This is a genomic window from gamma proteobacterium symbiont of Axiagastus rosmarus, assembly GCF_059730925.1.
The window spans coordinates 221,620-236,285 of sequence record NZ_AP035926.1; the positions used below are offsets into that span (position 1 = coordinate 221,620).

A 14,666-nucleotide genomic window follows, 5' to 3' on the forward strand; every position below is an offset into this window, starting at 1 on the left:
GGAGCCGCCATGTCTCAGATTTTCTTTCTCAATGGGCCCAATGCCAATCTGTACGGCATGGATCGCCACGGTACTTACGGCAGCGACAGTTTCGCCAGCATCGGCGAGCGCTGTCAGCGGCGCGCCGACGCGCACGGCCTCAGGCTGCAGTTTCGTCAGAGCAACCATGAAGGGGTGCTGGTGGACTGGATTCAGGAAGCGCGCCAGCAGGCGGACGGGCTGATCATCAATGCCGCCGGGTTGTCGTATCGCTCGGTGCCGATTCTGGATGCGCTGCTGATGTTTGATGGCCCGATCATCGAAGCGCACATGAGCAATATCTGGCAGCGCGAGCCGTTTCGTCATCAGTCGCTGGTGTCGAAAGCCGCCACCGGGGTGATCGCCGGGCTGGGCGCGCTGGGTTATGAACTGGCTATCGATGCGCTGGCGACGCTGCTACAGGAGCCCAGCGCATGACGACGCTGGTGTTTTATAGCGAGTTCGACAGCTTCGAGGCGTGGTCGGCGCTGCTGGCACCACAATTACCGGATGTCACTATCTGCCGTGCCGACCAGGTCGAGGATGCCGATAGCGTGCAGTTTGCGCTGGCGTGGAAGCCGCCGCGCGGTTTTTTTGCCCCGTATCGCCAGCTGAAACTGCTGGTGAATCTGGGCGCGGGCGTCGACTCGCTGGTAGGGCGCGACGACCTGCCTGACATCCCGATCGTCCGGCTATCGGACCCGGATATGGCGCGCATGATGGCCGGTTACGTGCTGTTTGCCGTGCTGCGTTACGCGCGTGACATACCGGCATTTGAGCGCGCACAGCGTGAACGTCGCTGGCATTATCTGCATCCGCGCGAGCCGGCGTCGATTCGCGTGGGCGTGTTGGGGCTGGGCGAACTGGGTGCGTATGCGGCGCGCGAGCTGGCTCGTCAGGGCTTTGACGTGCGCGGCTGGTCGCGGTCGCCCAAAGCGCTGGACGGCATTCACTGCGTCAGCGGTGCGCAGGCGCTGGATGCGTTTCTGGCCAGCAGCGACATTCTGGTGGTAATGCTGCCGCTCACGCCGGAAACCCACGGTTTGCTGGATGCGCAGCGTCTGGCGCGGTTGCCGCCGGGCTGCGCGCTGATCAACGTGTCGCGCGGCGCGATTGTCGATCAGCCCGCGCTGACCGCGGCGCTGCAGAGCGGACAGATCGCCCACGCCACATTAGACGTGTTCGATCGTGAGCCGCTGCCGCCCGACGATGCGCTGTGGGGCATGGAGAATGTGCTGATCACGCCGCATCTGGCGTCGGTAGCGATCCCGGCCAGCGCCGCGCGTCAGGTGGCTGATAACATCCAGCGGGTGATGCGCGGCGAGCCGGTGCTCAACCAGGTGTTTCCCGCGCGGGGTTACTGAGCGCGTCAGGCGACGCGCACCACCTGCGGGTCGAAGTAGCTTGGCGCGGCCATACCGGGAATGTATTGATCGGAGATGAACATGCGGCAGCGTTCGGCGAAGGCGTTGACCACCATCGACTGCTGCACGTGGGCCACCGTGGCGTATCCCAGCAACATCGGCCGGTTCACGCCGGCAAGGCGCACGCGGATCACCCGTTTGCCATCCTGCGACAGATTGGCTTTGGGCCGCACATTGGCGATGCCAAATCCCACGCCGTTGGCCACCATCGCGCGTACCACTTCCATATTGCCGGAGCGCATCACAATGTTGGGCGTCACGCCCGCTTCGCTAAACAGGCTGAGAAAATATTCGCGGCTCCACGGCATATCCAGCAGCACCATCGGCACCGTAGCGAGATCCTGAATGGTCACCGCAGACTGACTGGCAAACGGATGATGTTCGCCGACCATCACATACGGTGGCAGCTGCGCCAGCGACTGAAACGCGATGTCGCTGGCCGGCACCAGATCGTAGGTCAGCGCGATATCGATATCGGCGGCGCGCAGCTGTTTCAGCAGCTGTTCATGATTGCCCTCCACCAGCGTGATGCGCACGCCGGGGAAGGCGCGGCCAAAGCCAAACACCAGCTCCGGCGTCAGCATCGGGGTCAGCGTGTCGAGACAGCCGACGCGCAGCGGGCCGCGCACGTTGTTCAGCGACTCTGAGGCGATGGTATACAGATTCGACATCTGTTCCAGGATCAGCTTCGCCTCTTTTAATACCTGATGGCCAATGGCGGTGAGCGACACGCCCTGCGCGTGGTGGCGCACAAACAGCTGCACCCCCAGCTCGGATTCGATGTGGGTAATGGCGGCAGAGATCGACGGTGACGACACGTGAATACGTTCGGATGCGCCAATAATGCTGCCGGCTTCGCCGGACGCGACGAAGTATTCCAGCTGGCGCTGGGTGATGCGACTGAGCATGCAGATTCTCCTGGTGTCGCCAGCGCGATCTTGTCGCGCCGGCTTTTCTATTTACCCCTGTTTCCATGCATTTATCATGCCGGACAGCGAATAGCAGCATAATCCCCTGCCTGACCCTTCACGCCCATTCGCTTCTGCCTCACTAAGGCTTAAGAAAATCCGTTGCAAAGCAGCGACTTTTTTAGCGTCAGAAATTCCGATGCAACGGCGAGGAAAAGGCTGTTTTACCGCAGCAGCGGCCAGCGGCAGAATCGCTGTGACACCTGCTTTTCACTTTCGCACTGTTTTGGCGCAGCGCGCCGTGGCGAATCAACGGTGGTTCAGAGCAGCGATAACAGCCTTTTCATTCACTGGGGACAAAAATATGTTGCGTAAGATGTGTGCCTTAACGTTGTTAACCACGGGAATTCTGAGCGCAGGGAATGCCATGGCCGCCGACAAGCTGATTGTCAGCACCTGGGGCGGCAGCTTTAAAGATCTGATCGATCAAACCATCGCCAAAGAGTTCACCAAAGAGACCGGCGTCGAAGTGCAGTTCGTCACCGGCGGCACCATCGATCGCCTCAACAAAGCCAAACTGGCGGGCGGGTCGCCGGAAACTGACGTGACCTTCACCACCGCGCACGTCGGCTATCTGTATGCCAACAGCGGCCTGTTCGAGAAACTCGACATGAGCAAAATCCCTAACGCGGTCAATCTGGTGCAGCAGGCGAAAGTTAGCCCGTATCACCTTGGCGTGTGGGGCTACGTCTACACCATCGGCTACCGTCCGGATCTGGTGCCGAAAGGGGAAACCTTCACCAGCTGGAACGACCTGTGGAAGCCGGAGCTGAAAGGCACGCTGGCGCTGCCCGACTGGGATCCGAGCCACATCATCGCCGTGGCCGCCAAACTCTCCGGCAGCGATGCGGCGCACTGGCAGCAGGGCCAGGCGAAGCTGAAAGCGCTGATTCCTAACATCAAATCGTTCTACACCGATGATGCCAACAGCCAGCAGCTGATCTCCACCGGAGAAACGCCGGTGCAGGTGATGCTGTCAATGAACGCCTACAGCATGATTGCGGAAGGGGTCAACATTAAGCTGGCGATACCGAAAGAGGGCGCGATCCTCGGCGTGGATACCGTCGGCATCAATAAAGGCAGCAAACATGCCGATCTGGCGTACAAGTTCATCAACATCGCGCTGAAACCGGAAATTCAGCAGCAGGTGGCGAAGATCTATCGCGGTAGCCCGACGGTGACCAACGCGCATATCGATCCGGAGCTGGCGAAGCTGCCAGGCATGCTGACCACGCCGGCGCAGTGGAATGCCACCATCAATACCGATCCGCAACTGCGCGCGGAGAAAACCGCCGAGTGGCGTCAGTGGTTCTCTGAAAACATCATGTCTCACTGATTGTCCTGGTGCTGCGGCGGGGCGGGTGCCTCGCCGCAGCCGGTAACACCTATGCAGGCAGTAACGTCCATGACGAAAAAACCGACATTTTTACCCTGGTTCATTCTTCCCGCCACGCTGACCGCGATGGGGCTGGTCGTCGCGATGTTTGCGGTGATGCAGTTCAGCGTGCGCGCGTACATCCCCGGCTCGCTGGATGTCGGCGGCTTTACGCTGGCCAATTTCAGTGGCCTGTTCAAACGCATCTACGGCGATGCGTTTCTCAATACCGTGCTGCTCAGCGCCAAAACGGCCTTATTTGGTTTGCTGATGAGTTACCCACTGGCCTATGCGCTGGTGCGCACCCGCACTGCGTGGATCAAATCCACCATTCTGATCATCGCGATTACTCCGCTATTTTTGGGGGAAGTGGTGCGCACCTATTCGTGGATTATCGTGCTGGGTAACAGCGGCTTTCTTAATAGCCTGCTGCTGGCGCTGGGCATCATCAGCCAGCCGATCCAGTTTATGTTTACCCAGACCGGTGTGGTGGTCGCGCTGGTGCATGTCACCATGCCGATCATGGTGCTGATGCTGGCGACGGCGCTGTCACACATCAATCCGGACTACGAAAAAGCCGCCACCAGCCTTGGTGCCGGACCGGTACGCGCGCTGCTGACGGTGACCATTCCGCTATCCATTCCCGGCATCATCGCCAGCCTGACCACCGCGTTTGCCTGGACCTTCAGCGCTTTCGCGACGCCCCAACTGATTGGCGGCGGGCGCGTCAGTACCGTGGCTACGCTGGTGTATCAGCTGGGCTTCTCCTCGATGAACTTCCCGTTTGCCGCAGCGCTGAGCATTGCTGGCCTGCTGCTGACCATTCTGCTGCTGCTGGCGCTGAAGCGCATGACGCGCTTCCTGCACGCCATGGGAGGGCACTGATATGACCCGTTCTCACAACGACAAACTGATCGCGCTGCTGGGTAAACTGCTGGTGATCGCCATTCTGACGTTTGTCATGTTGCCCACCGTCGTGGTGTTTATCTCGTCGTTCAGCAGCACCTCCGTGCTGTTCTTCCCGCCGAAAGGCTGGTCGCTGCGCTGGTTTGAGCGGGCGCTGAGCTACGACGATTTTCGTCACGGCTTCTGGTCCGGACTGATTGTCACAGCATGGGCGTCAACGCTGGCGGTGATCATCGGTGCCACGCTGGCGATTGCCATCGAGCGCTATCGCTTTCCCTGCAAGCAGGTGCTCGAAAGTATTCTGCTGTCGCCGCTGTTTATTCCGCATTTCACCATTGGCCTCGGCCTGCTGATGCTGGTGTCGCAGCTCAATCTGGGACGCGGCTACGCGCTGGTGATTTTCTGCCACGTGGTATTAGTACTGCCGTTCGTGCTGCGCAGCGTCTATGTATCGCTGAAAAATCTTGAGCAGCGGATAGAACTGGCGGCGGCCAGCCTCGGCGCATCGCCGCTGCGCGTGGTATGGACCATTACCGTGCCGCTGATTCTGCCGGGCCTGTTTGGTGGCTGGCTGTTCGCCGCGATTCTCTCTTTCAATGAATTTACCGCCTCGCTGTTTATTACCACCCAGGCGACGCAGACGCTGCCGGTGGCGATGTACAACTACGTGCGCGAATTTGCCGACCCGACGCTGGCGGCGCTGTCGGTTATTTATATTGTGGTGACCGCCGCGATGTTAATTATCGCCAATAAATTTTTCGGGCTGGGAAAAATATTAAACGTTGAGGCCGGGCATTAATTTCGCTGTGCCATTAAGCCGCCGTTAAACATGACAACCTGGTGTTAATCGCCAGCGGCGCAATATTTGCGCCGCGCTGGTGGCATGCCAACTATTCGGGGATGACCTATGTCAGTAGAAAAAATCAATACCGTGATCGTCGGAGCGGGCCAGGCGGGTATCGCCATGAGCGAACATCTGGCGCAGATGCAGATCCCGCATGTGGTGCTGGAGCGCAGCCGCATTGCCGAGCGCTGGCGTTCCGAACGCTGGGATTCGCTGGTGGCCAACGGTCCGGCGTGGCACGACCGCTTTCCTTCGCTGAAGTTTGATAACATTTCACCGGAGGCGTTTCCGCCGAAAGAGCGCATGGCGCAGTATTTCGAGGATTACGCAAAGATGCTCAACGCGCCGGTGCGCACCGGGGTTGAAGTACAGCAGGTAACGCGGCTGCCCGGACGCAGCGGCTTCCGGGTGGTGACGTCGGTGGGAGAATTCGACGCGGACAACGTGGTGGCTGCCACCGGGCCGTTTCAGAAGCCCGCGTTCCCGGCCATCGTGCCTGAAGGCGCGGTGCCGCAGCAGATCCACTCATCGGCGTACAAGAATCCACAGCAGCTGGCGCCCGGTGCGGTGCTGGTGGTGGGTGCGGGTGCGTCCGGCACCCAGATTGCCGAGGAGCTGCGTCAGGCCGGCCGCGAGGTGTTTCTGTCGGTCGGCGAGCACTACCGCCCGCCACGCGCCTATCGCGACCGTGATTACTGCTGGTGGCTTGGCGCGCTGGGGCTGTGGGACGAAGTGAAAATCAAGCCGAAGAAACAGCACGTGGCCTTTGCCGTCAGCGGCTATGAAGGCGGTAAAACCGTGGATTTCCGCCGGCTGGCCCATATGGGCATTACGCTGGTCGGCATCACCGAGCGCTGGGATAACGGCGTGCTGCGCTTTGCGCCTGGGCTGGCAGAGAATATCGCCGAAGGTGACAGAGCCTATTTCGAGGTGCTGCGCGATGCGGATGCGTACATTGAGCGCAACGGGCTGGATTTACCGGCCGAGCCGCAGGCGTGGGAGCTGTTGCCGGATCCGGACTGCCTGTTAAATCCGCTGATGCAGCTGGACGTGCAGGCGGCGGGCATCAGCACCATTATCTGGGCCACCGGGTTTAAATTTGATTTCAGCTGGCTGCAGGTGGATGCCTTCGATGAACAGGGCCTGCCATTCCACAAGCGCGGTATTTCTGCCGAGCGCGGTATTTATTTCCTTGGCCTGCCCAATCTGGTCAACCGGGCGTCGTCGTTTATTTACGGCGTGTGGCACGATGCGAAATATATTGCCGACCACATCGCGCTGCAAAATGCCTATTCGGATTACGTAAAATCGTAATTATTTTCCAGGTGCGCATGAATGCGCACCCTACGGAGAACGTTCACCCTTAAATTGTATCACGTAGGGTCGCTATTAATAGCGATCCGCTGTAGCGACTGAACCGTATTTATTCTGGCTCTGCTGGTGGATGAGGCAATCGGGAAGATGACGTATAGCTCTGATAGAGCGCTTTGATATCTGGATCGTCAACCGCACCGTAGTAAATATCTTCTTTATCTAAACCGTCCAACCCTTTTATGCCACTAATCATTGCCGGCCATTCGCTTCTACTGGCAATATCAACAACGCAGGGGAGTAAATAATTATCCAGATGGCCTTTAGCGGGTTCACGAATCTCAGCGCTGAGTGCGCTAAGATACGCATCTTTTTTGGTTCTTGCCCATTCAATGGCAAAGCCAGCACGGTAGGTCATTTCCATAAATAGCAACAGCAACGTTCGACCATTACCATCCAGAAAAGGATGGGCAAAAGCCAGTTGTCCCATAACCTCACCCGGTTTTTTTCTGAACCGCGATGAGTCGCTGGCAAGGCGCAGAGCATAATCAACGGCGAGCTGAATCGAGTGGGGCTGCTCAAACATGGTAAATTGAGCATCTTCTGGCATGCCTTTAAACACAGCAAGATGAGGAACTAACTCGTTGCGATCTTTACCCGCCCAGGGATAAAAGTCAGAAAACAGAATTTTATGAACTGACAAAAAAGTGCTGTAAGTGATTGCAGGTTGAAGTGCCAGGAAATGAAGCGCATCTTCGACGCTCGATTCAAAGGCCAGATGCTCAGCTTTTTTTACCTCATCCGCATCTTTAAGCCCCAACGCGTTTCTCAGGTAGCCAGAAGTAGAAAAATCGCTGAAAGGATCAAACGTCATGCGCTGAAGTTCTGCTTGTGCTCACGTTTTTCCTGCAGATAAGAACCCTGAAGCTTCAGCGTTTCTGCTTTAGTCAGTACACCTTTTCTTTTGAGATTAACCAGCAATTGTTCAACGTAATCCAGTTCTACTCTGTCGCCTGCCAGATGAGTAATCGCAGCAGCCATCAGGCTGACACCGTCACGCTCTGCGGTGATATGGTTAGCCTTCGCTAAATTCTGGATCTGGCTGGCAATACTCAGAGATGCATTTCTGCTCATAATTAATCTCCCGTCAGAAGTTCAATTTTAGCACGCTGCATCGTCAAAGTCAGTGGGAAGAGACGCTGAACCACAGGGCATCTCTCAGCGGTAACACTGGTGAAGTCTGACACAGCAATCATCAGATCCCAGACAAAAAAATGCCGGTGGGCGATGGCTCGCGCACCGGCATCGGTTCGATTGACTCAGCGATGGCGTATTACAGCGCCATATCCTGCTTCGCGGACTCTTCGCGCGGTTTGGCCTGCGCAGGTGCCGACTGCTGATCGTCCATGTTAATCACTGGCGGTTTGGTCAGCTGCAGCACGGATGCGGTGTTATCCCATACCTGCTGGGTCAGCGCGGTGTTGCCGTTCAGCTTCTGGCCGAAGCTTGGCACGATAGCGCGGATCTTCTGCTGCCACTCTGGTGACGCGAACTGCTGTGGGAACAGCTTCTGCATCACGTTCAGGGTGATCGGTGCCGCGGTAGATGCACCCGGTGAAGCACCCAGCAGGGCCGCCACGGTTTTCTGCTGATCGGTCACGATTTCGGTACCCAGCTTCAGCACGCCGCCTTTCTCAGCATCTTTCTTGATGATCTGCACACGCTGGCCGGCCTGAATCAGTTTCCAGTCCTCTTTACGCGCGTTCGGGTAGTACTCCTTCAGCGCGGCAAAACGGTCGTCATCGTTCAGCATCACCTGACCAATCAGGTATTTCACCAGGTCAAAGTTATCGATGCCCACGTGCGTCATCGGCATGAAGTTGCTGGTGGTGGTGGCGCTCAGCAGATCGAACAATGAACCGTTCTTCAGGTATTTGGTTGAGAACGTGGCAAACGGCCCAAACAGCACCACTTTCTTACCGTCGAGGTTACGGGCATCGATGTGCGGTACCGACATTGGCGGTGCGCCTACGGAAGCCTGACCATACACTTTCTGCAGGTGACGGCTGGTGATTTCCGGGTTTTCGGTCATCAGGAACGAACCGCCCACCGGGAAACCGCCGTAGTTATCGGCTTCAGGAATACCGGTTTTTTGCAGCAGCTTGATCGCCGCACCGCCCGCGCCGATGAATACGTATTTCGCATCCACTTCACGGTTTGCGCCGCTCTTCACGTCTTTGATGGTGACGTGCCAGGAGTTGTCGCTGTTGCGTTTGAAATCGGTGACTTCAGAGGAAGTTTCCAGCTTGAAGTTCTGATCTTTCTGCAGGCTGCCGATCAGCTGACGGGTAATTTCACCGTAGTTCACATCGGTACCCACCGGCGTCCAGGTGGCGGCCACTTTCTGATTCGGATCGCGACCTTCCATCACCAGCGGTGCCCACTGCTCGATCTGCTTGTGATCGGTAGAGAACTTCATGCCCTGGAACAGGGTCGTTTTCTGCAGCGCCGCATAGCGTTTGGTCAGGTATTCGACATTTTTGTCGCCCCAGACAAAGCTCATGTGCGGGGTGGAGTTGATGAACGAACGCGGATCGTGCAGCACGCCACGCTGTACCTGGCTGGTCAGGAACTGGCGGGTAATCATGAACGATTCATTGATTTCCAGCGCCTTGCTCACATCGATGGAACCGTCTGCACGCTCTGGCGTGTAGTTCAGCTCCATGTTGGCAGAGTGGCCAGTACCGGCGTTGTTCCAGCCGTTGGAGGATTCCAGCGCGACGCCGTCGAGACGCTCAACCATCAGTTGTTTCCAGCCCGGTTGCAGCTCCTGCAGCCAGGTACCGAGCGAGGCGCTCATGATACCGCCGCCAATCAGCAGCACGTCGGTTTTTTCTGGTGCGTTCTCAGCGTGAACCGCTGAAGAGACAAGCAGTGCCGTCAGCGAAAGCGCGGACACAAGTTTTTTGGTCTGAGTCATGCCAGTCCTGTTTATTCTTTGCAGATGAACGTTAAAAATTCGGTTGGCAAATTAAAAGATTGTTACGAAAAGATTAACTTGTTTTTAGTTAATTAACTATTGATGGCAATTAATTAACTTTCATAAAAGCGGGATGGCGAAATAAACGGCAGGAATACAGCAGCAATGCGGGAAAAAGCAACAATATATCCGCTAACGGAGCGCGGTTATTATTTATAACCACGGGCACGACTTAGGTCAAATTAAATCCGCTGCCGCGATGACAAATCATGCACTATCACTGCACGGAGCGTGTTGATGATCTGACGCCGAATGGGTTTACCCTAAGGTCTCTGATGGCTTGTTTAACTTTCGCGTGGACATGAGCATGGCGGGCAAAACCCTGTATGAAAAGCTGATCGAACAGCATGTGGTACGTCACCTGGACGATGAGGGGCACGTGCTGCTCTACATCGACCGGTCAATCCTCAATGAATACACCAGCCCGCAGGCGTTTAGCGGTCTGCGCGACCGGTCGCGGCGCGTGCGCCATCCGGCCACCATTCTACTCAACGTTGACCACGTGAACCCGACGCGGCCGGTGCGCGATGCGGCGATGACCGACGCAGGCGGTCAGCTGCAGGTCGATTACTTCCGCAAAAATGCGGAGCACTTTGGCATTGAACTGTTTGACGTGCTCGACCCGCGACAGGGCATTGAACATGTGGTGGCGCACGAGCAGGGGCTGGTGATGCCGGGGATGGTGATTGCCGCCGGCGACAGCCATACCACCACTTACGGGGCGTTTGGCGCGCTGGGGTTTGGCATCGGCACCTCGGAAATCGAGCACCTGCTGGCGACACAGACATTGATTTATCGCACGCTGAAAACCATGCGCGTTGAAGTTACCGGCGAGCTGCCGTTTGGCTGCGCCGCCAAAGACATCGTGCTGGCGTTGATCGAACAGATTGGCGCATCCGGCGCTACGGGGTATGCGATTGAGTTTACCGGCAGCGCGATCGATGCGCTGAGCATGGAAGGGCGTATGACGCTGTGTAACATGGCAGTGGAAGCCGGTGCGCGCGGGGCGATTATCGCGCCGGATGACAAGGTCTACGCTTACATTGCCGGCAAACCGCAAATGCCGGTGGGCGAGCTGTGGCAGCAGGCGCTGGCCGAGTGGCGCACGTTGCGCAGCGATGATGATGCGGTATTTGACCGGCAACTGACCATTGATTGCAGCGATCTGGAACCGAAAGTCACCTGGGGCATCAGCCCGGATCAGGCCTGCGCCATCAGCGGCCACGTGCCCAATCCGGCTGACGAACCCGATCTGGTGAAACAGCAGGCGATTAAAAATGCACTGCACTACATGGGGCTGCAGGCCGGCACGCCGCTGGCCGACATTGCCATCACCCACGCGTTTATCGGCTCCTGCACCAATGGGCGCATTGAAGATTTGCGCGCTGCGGCAGCAGTGATTGGCACCCGAAAAATCGCGCCGCACGTGCGCGGCATCATTGTTCCGGGCTCAACCCAGGTGCGGCAGCAGGCGGAGGCGGAAGGGCTGGCGGCCATCTTTATCGACGCCGGCTTCGAGTGGCGTCAGTCGGGCTGCTCGATGTGTCTGGCGATGAACGAAGATGTGCTGGCACCGGGCGATCGTTGCGCATCGGGCACCAATCGTAACTTTGCCGGCCGTCAGGGCGCGGGCGCGCGCACTCACTTAATGAGTCCGGCGATGGTCGCCGCCGCTGCGCTGGCGGGCCATCTGGTTGATGTTCGTCACTATCTGCAATCCGGGGTTTAATATGCAAGCTTTCACTACCATCACCGGCAAGCTGGCACCGCTGCCGGCTGCTAACATCGATACCGATGTGATTATGCCCAAGCAGTTTCTCAAAGGCATTGACCGGCAGGGGCTGGATCGCGGCGTGTTCTTTGACCTGCGCTTTCTGGCCGACGGTGCACCAAACCCTGATTTCATCCTCAATCAGCCGGGCTGGCAGAACGCGACGTTTTTGCTGGTCGGCGCCAACTTTGGCTGTGGCTCCAGCCGCGAACATGCAGTGTGGGGGCTGAATCAGCTGGGCATCCGCGCGATTATCGGCACCAGCTTCGCCGGCATTTTTGACGACAACTGCCAGCGTAACGGCGTGCTGACGCTGAGCCTGAGCGAGGCGGATTATCAGCGTCTGAGCGCGGTGGCCGCCGATGCGCAGCGCAACACCATCAGCGTGTCGCTGGAGCAGCAAACCATTCAGTTCGCGGATGAAGTGATTCACTTTACGGTGAGTGCCCTGAAGCGCGAAATGCTGATCGGTGGCGGCAGCGCGGTGGACTGGACGCTGCAATATGAAGCGGATATCAGCCAGTTTGAAGCGCAGCACTTTGCGCAGCGTCCGTGGCTGCAACGCACCAGGGAGCAACCATGAGTAAGATTATCGATCGCGGCCCGTCGCCGTTTATCGCCGGTTTTACCCTGCAGGATGTGACGCTGGATAATGCCGTTACGCTGCGCGTGGCCAGTGGCGGCAAGGGCACGCCTTTGCTGATGCTGCACGGCCATCCGCAAAATCATCTGGCCTGGCGTAAAATCGCACCACAGCTGGCGCAGCACTATCAGGTGATCCTGCCGGATTTGCGCGGCTACGGTGACAGCGACAAGCCCGCCAGTGACGCTGAACATCTGCCGTATGCCAAACGCAGCATGGCGCAGGATATCAGCCAGCTGATCGACGCGCTCGGCCTGCAGCGCGTGGCGTTTGTCGGCCACGATCGCGGCGGGCGCGTCGGGCACCGGCTGGCGCTCGATCACCCGGAGAAAGTCAGCTGCTGCGTGTTTGTCGATATCGCACCCACTGCCACCATGTACGCGCTGACCGATCAGGCGTTCGCCACGCGCTATTTCTGGTGGTTCTTCCTGATTCAGCCGCACCCGCTGCCGGAGACCATGATTGGTCACGATCCGGCGTTCTTTTTGCGTAAACACATTGATGGCCAGCTGAAAACGCCGGGTGCGACCGAAGCGGCGATATTCGAAGATTATCTGCGCTGCTATCGGGATCCGGCGATGATCCACGCAGTATGTGAAGATTATCGCGCCGCCGCCAGCATCGATTTGCAACACGATGCCGCTGACAGCGACCGGCGCATTGCCTGCCCGCTGTTACTGCTATGGGGCGAAAAGGGCACGGTCGGTCAGCTGTATGATGTGGTGCACACCTGGCAGGACAAGGCGCTGCGGGTGCAGGGCGAGGCGTTACCGTGCGGCCATTCACCGCAGGAAGAGGTGCCAGAGCGGTTTCTGCACTCGCTTCAGCGCTTCCTGGGATCTGTGTTATAACCACGTGGCGTTCACTCACCATGTGCTGTTATGAAAATACTGCTTGCCGGAAAAAGTTATCAGAAGCCGTTACAGGGTTGGCCGTCGATTGAAGACCTGTACGTGTTTATCAGCGTGGCGCGGCATGACGGTTTCGGCCGCGCGGCGATTGAGCTGGGTCAGTCACCGTCTTACATCAGTAAACGCATCGCCATTCTGGAAAAACAGCTGGAGACGCGGCTGTTTTTCCGCACTAACCGCGTGATGCGCCTGACGCCGGAAGGTGAAAAAGCGCTGGAGGGCGCGCTGCAGGTAGTGCAGGAAATGGATGGCTTTCTCAATAATTTCCGTCAGTGGCGCGGCGAGCTGACCGGGGAAATTACCGTCGGCTGCTCATTTGGTTTCGGTCAGGACTATTTATCGGATGCGGTTTCGGCATTTATTCACCAGCATCCGTCGCTGAATATTAAACTGATGCTAAGCGATCGGGCATTCGACCTGCTACAGAGCGGCACGGATGTGGAAATCTGCGTTGGCGACGATCTCAATCCTTCCTATATTGCCCGCCGGCTGATTGCCAACCGGCGCATTTTATGTGCCGCGCCGGCGTATTTATCCCGCGCCGGTATGCCAGCCTCGCTGGATGCGTTAATTCATCACAGCTGTCTGATCATTAATGAGCGCGATAATTCATTTGGTAACTGGGCACTGACCAATGGCGAGCAGCAGGTGTTGTGTCGCCTGAACAGCCATTACTCTTCCAATAGCGGCAAGGTGATTCTGCACTGGGCGTTGCAGGGGCATGGTATTGCGCTGCGTTCAGCGTGGGATGTGGCGCCGTATCTGGCCACGGGCGAGCTGGTGGCGGTATTACCGCAGTGGTATCAGGAAGCCAATATCTGGGCGGTGTATACGCAACGCGCCGCAGAATCGCAGCGTATTAAAGTTTTTCTCGATTTTCTCGCCGCCTATTTTAATGAAAAAAGCCTGCCAGAAATGACGGGCAGGCCATAAAAATTAAAACGCGTTAATCCCAGCATCAGCCGTAAGCCACTTTGTCATTGATGTGATACAGCGTGGCAGTGGCGGCCATCACGTGCTGGCCGTCGTGGCCCGGCTCATGCGATTCAACGTCGGTGATGTGATAACCGACGGCTCCGGCCGCCTGGGCTTTTTTCACAATGGCGTCTGTTAACTCTTCCATTGACGTGGCCCAGCTTACAGTAGTGACACCCGCCGGATGGATTGAAGATAATTCGCGGTGCGTTAAATCGGCGCGAATTAAAACCGGTTTAACATTTTGCGGCGTAAAAATGGAAATCACATCGTTAATTAACGCTTTCATGGTATTACTCCTCAAAAATAACAACAGAGCCGGAAGTGAATTAACCGATCCTGAGATCGTGGTTTATTGGTTTATACATTCCGGCAAAGCGCACGGTGAATCATCATGCCGGTAGGGTTAATAAACACCTTTTGAGGTTATGCGTTTTAGCTTTAATTGCTAATCAGATGTTAAGAAAAGTTCCGCCACAA

At 57.3% G+C, this 14,666-nt stretch carries 15 protein-coding genes; 10 read left to right on the forward strand and 5 right to left on the reverse strand.

What is annotated here, in order from left to right:
- Positions 1-9 precede the first annotated feature (9 nt).
- Positions 10-456: a type II 3-dehydroquinate dehydratase gene (locus AC6I8F_RS20430; protein WP_058758800.1), complete on the forward strand. Its 447-nt coding sequence runs from the start codon at positions 10-12 to the stop codon at positions 454-456.
- Positions 453-1,382 carry a 2-hydroxyacid dehydrogenase gene (locus AC6I8F_RS20435; protein ID WP_195910940.1) on the forward strand — a complete coding sequence of 310 codons (930 nt, stop codon included), beginning with the start codon at positions 453-455 and terminating at the stop codon, positions 1,380-1,382. The genes AC6I8F_RS20430 and AC6I8F_RS20435 overlap by 4 nt, the downstream gene beginning before the upstream one ends.
- A gap of 5 nt (positions 1,383-1,387) precedes the next feature.
- On the opposite strand, the gene AC6I8F_RS20440 is transcribed toward AC6I8F_RS20435, so the two are convergent.
- Positions 1,388-2,350 carry a LysR family transcriptional regulator gene (locus AC6I8F_RS20440; RefSeq protein ID WP_498028989.1) on the reverse strand — a complete coding sequence of 321 codons (963 nt, stop codon included), beginning with the start codon at positions 2,348-2,350 and terminating at the stop codon, positions 1,388-1,390.
- Positions 2,351-2,714: 364 nt separating this feature from the next.
- Here AC6I8F_RS20440 and AC6I8F_RS20445 point away from each other — a divergent pair, with 364 nt between their 5' ends.
- The 4 genes from AC6I8F_RS20445 (at position 2,715) to AC6I8F_RS20460 (ending at position 6,849) form a co-directional block, all read left to right on the forward strand.
- Positions 2,715-3,746: a polyamine ABC transporter substrate-binding protein gene (locus AC6I8F_RS20445; RefSeq protein ID WP_058758799.1), complete on the forward strand. Its 1,032-nt coding sequence runs from the start codon at positions 2,715-2,717 to the stop codon at positions 3,744-3,746.
- Between the two features lie 69 nt (positions 3,747-3,815).
- Complete coding sequence (locus AC6I8F_RS20450) at positions 3,816-4,670, forward strand: ABC transporter permease (protein ID WP_021509491.1); 855 nt, start codon at positions 3,816-3,818, stop codon at positions 4,668-4,670.
- Position 4,671: 1 nt separating this feature from the next.
- A complete protein-coding gene (locus AC6I8F_RS20455) occupies positions 4,672-5,490 on the forward strand; it encodes an ABC transporter permease (protein ID WP_058781434.1) in 819 nt (272 codons plus the stop codon).
- 108 nt (positions 5,491-5,598) lie between these two features.
- Positions 5,599-6,849 (forward strand): flavin-containing monooxygenase, encoded by a 1,251-nt coding sequence (locus AC6I8F_RS20460; RefSeq protein WP_058775056.1) that lies wholly within the window; start codon positions 5,599-5,601, stop codon positions 6,847-6,849.
- A gap of 109 nt (positions 6,850-6,958) precedes the next feature.
- On the opposite strand, the gene AC6I8F_RS20465 is transcribed toward AC6I8F_RS20460, so the two are convergent.
- From AC6I8F_RS20465 to mqo, 3 genes are all read right to left on the reverse strand, one after another.
- Positions 6,959-7,720, reverse strand: coding sequence for a Fic/DOC family protein (locus tag AC6I8F_RS20465; protein WP_348879611.1), 762 nt, complete (start codon positions 7,718-7,720; stop codon positions 6,959-6,961).
- Complete coding sequence (locus AC6I8F_RS20470) at positions 7,717-7,980, reverse strand: hypothetical protein (RefSeq protein ID WP_104187249.1); 264 nt, start codon at positions 7,978-7,980, stop codon at positions 7,717-7,719. The genes AC6I8F_RS20465 and AC6I8F_RS20470 overlap by 4 nt, the downstream gene beginning before the upstream one ends.
- Positions 7,981-8,179: 199 nt before the next feature.
- On the reverse strand, positions 8,180-9,826 hold the full coding sequence (mqo, locus tag AC6I8F_RS20475; protein ID WP_021509488.1) for a malate dehydrogenase (quinone): 1,647 nt from the start codon (positions 9,824-9,826) through the stop codon (positions 8,180-8,182).
- Between the two features lie 367 nt (positions 9,827-10,193).
- On the opposite strand from mqo, the gene leuC reads away from it, so the two are divergent.
- From leuC to AC6I8F_RS20495, 4 genes are read left to right on the forward strand one after another with little or no spacing between them, the layout of a single operon-like run.
- Entirely contained in the window at positions 10,194-11,615 is a 1,422-nt protein-coding gene (gene leuC / locus AC6I8F_RS20480; RefSeq protein WP_058775055.1) for a 3-isopropylmalate dehydratase large subunit, read from the forward strand.
- 1 nt (position 11,616) lies between these two features.
- Positions 11,617-12,240 carry a 3-isopropylmalate dehydratase small subunit gene (gene leuD, locus AC6I8F_RS20485; RefSeq protein WP_058775054.1) on the forward strand — a complete coding sequence of 208 codons (624 nt, stop codon included), beginning with the start codon at positions 11,617-11,619 and terminating at the stop codon, positions 12,238-12,240.
- Positions 12,237-13,151 carry an alpha/beta fold hydrolase gene (locus tag AC6I8F_RS20490; protein WP_338671318.1) on the forward strand — a complete coding sequence of 305 codons (915 nt, stop codon included), beginning with the start codon at positions 12,237-12,239 and terminating at the stop codon, positions 13,149-13,151. Before leuD ends, AC6I8F_RS20490 begins: the two co-directional genes overlap by 4 nt.
- A 30-nt stretch (positions 13,152-13,181) precedes the next feature.
- Entirely contained in the window at positions 13,182-14,144 is a 963-nt protein-coding gene (locus tag AC6I8F_RS20495; RefSeq protein ID WP_021509484.1) for a LysR family transcriptional regulator, read from the forward strand.
- Between the two features lie 25 nt (positions 14,145-14,169).
- Here the strand turns inward: AC6I8F_RS20495 and AC6I8F_RS20500 are convergent, their stop codons facing one another.
- Positions 14,170-14,475, reverse strand: coding sequence for a YdgH/BhsA/McbA family protein (locus tag AC6I8F_RS20500; RefSeq protein WP_058770126.1), 306 nt, complete (start codon positions 14,473-14,475; stop codon positions 14,170-14,172).
- Positions 14,476-14,666 lie beyond the last annotated feature (191 nt).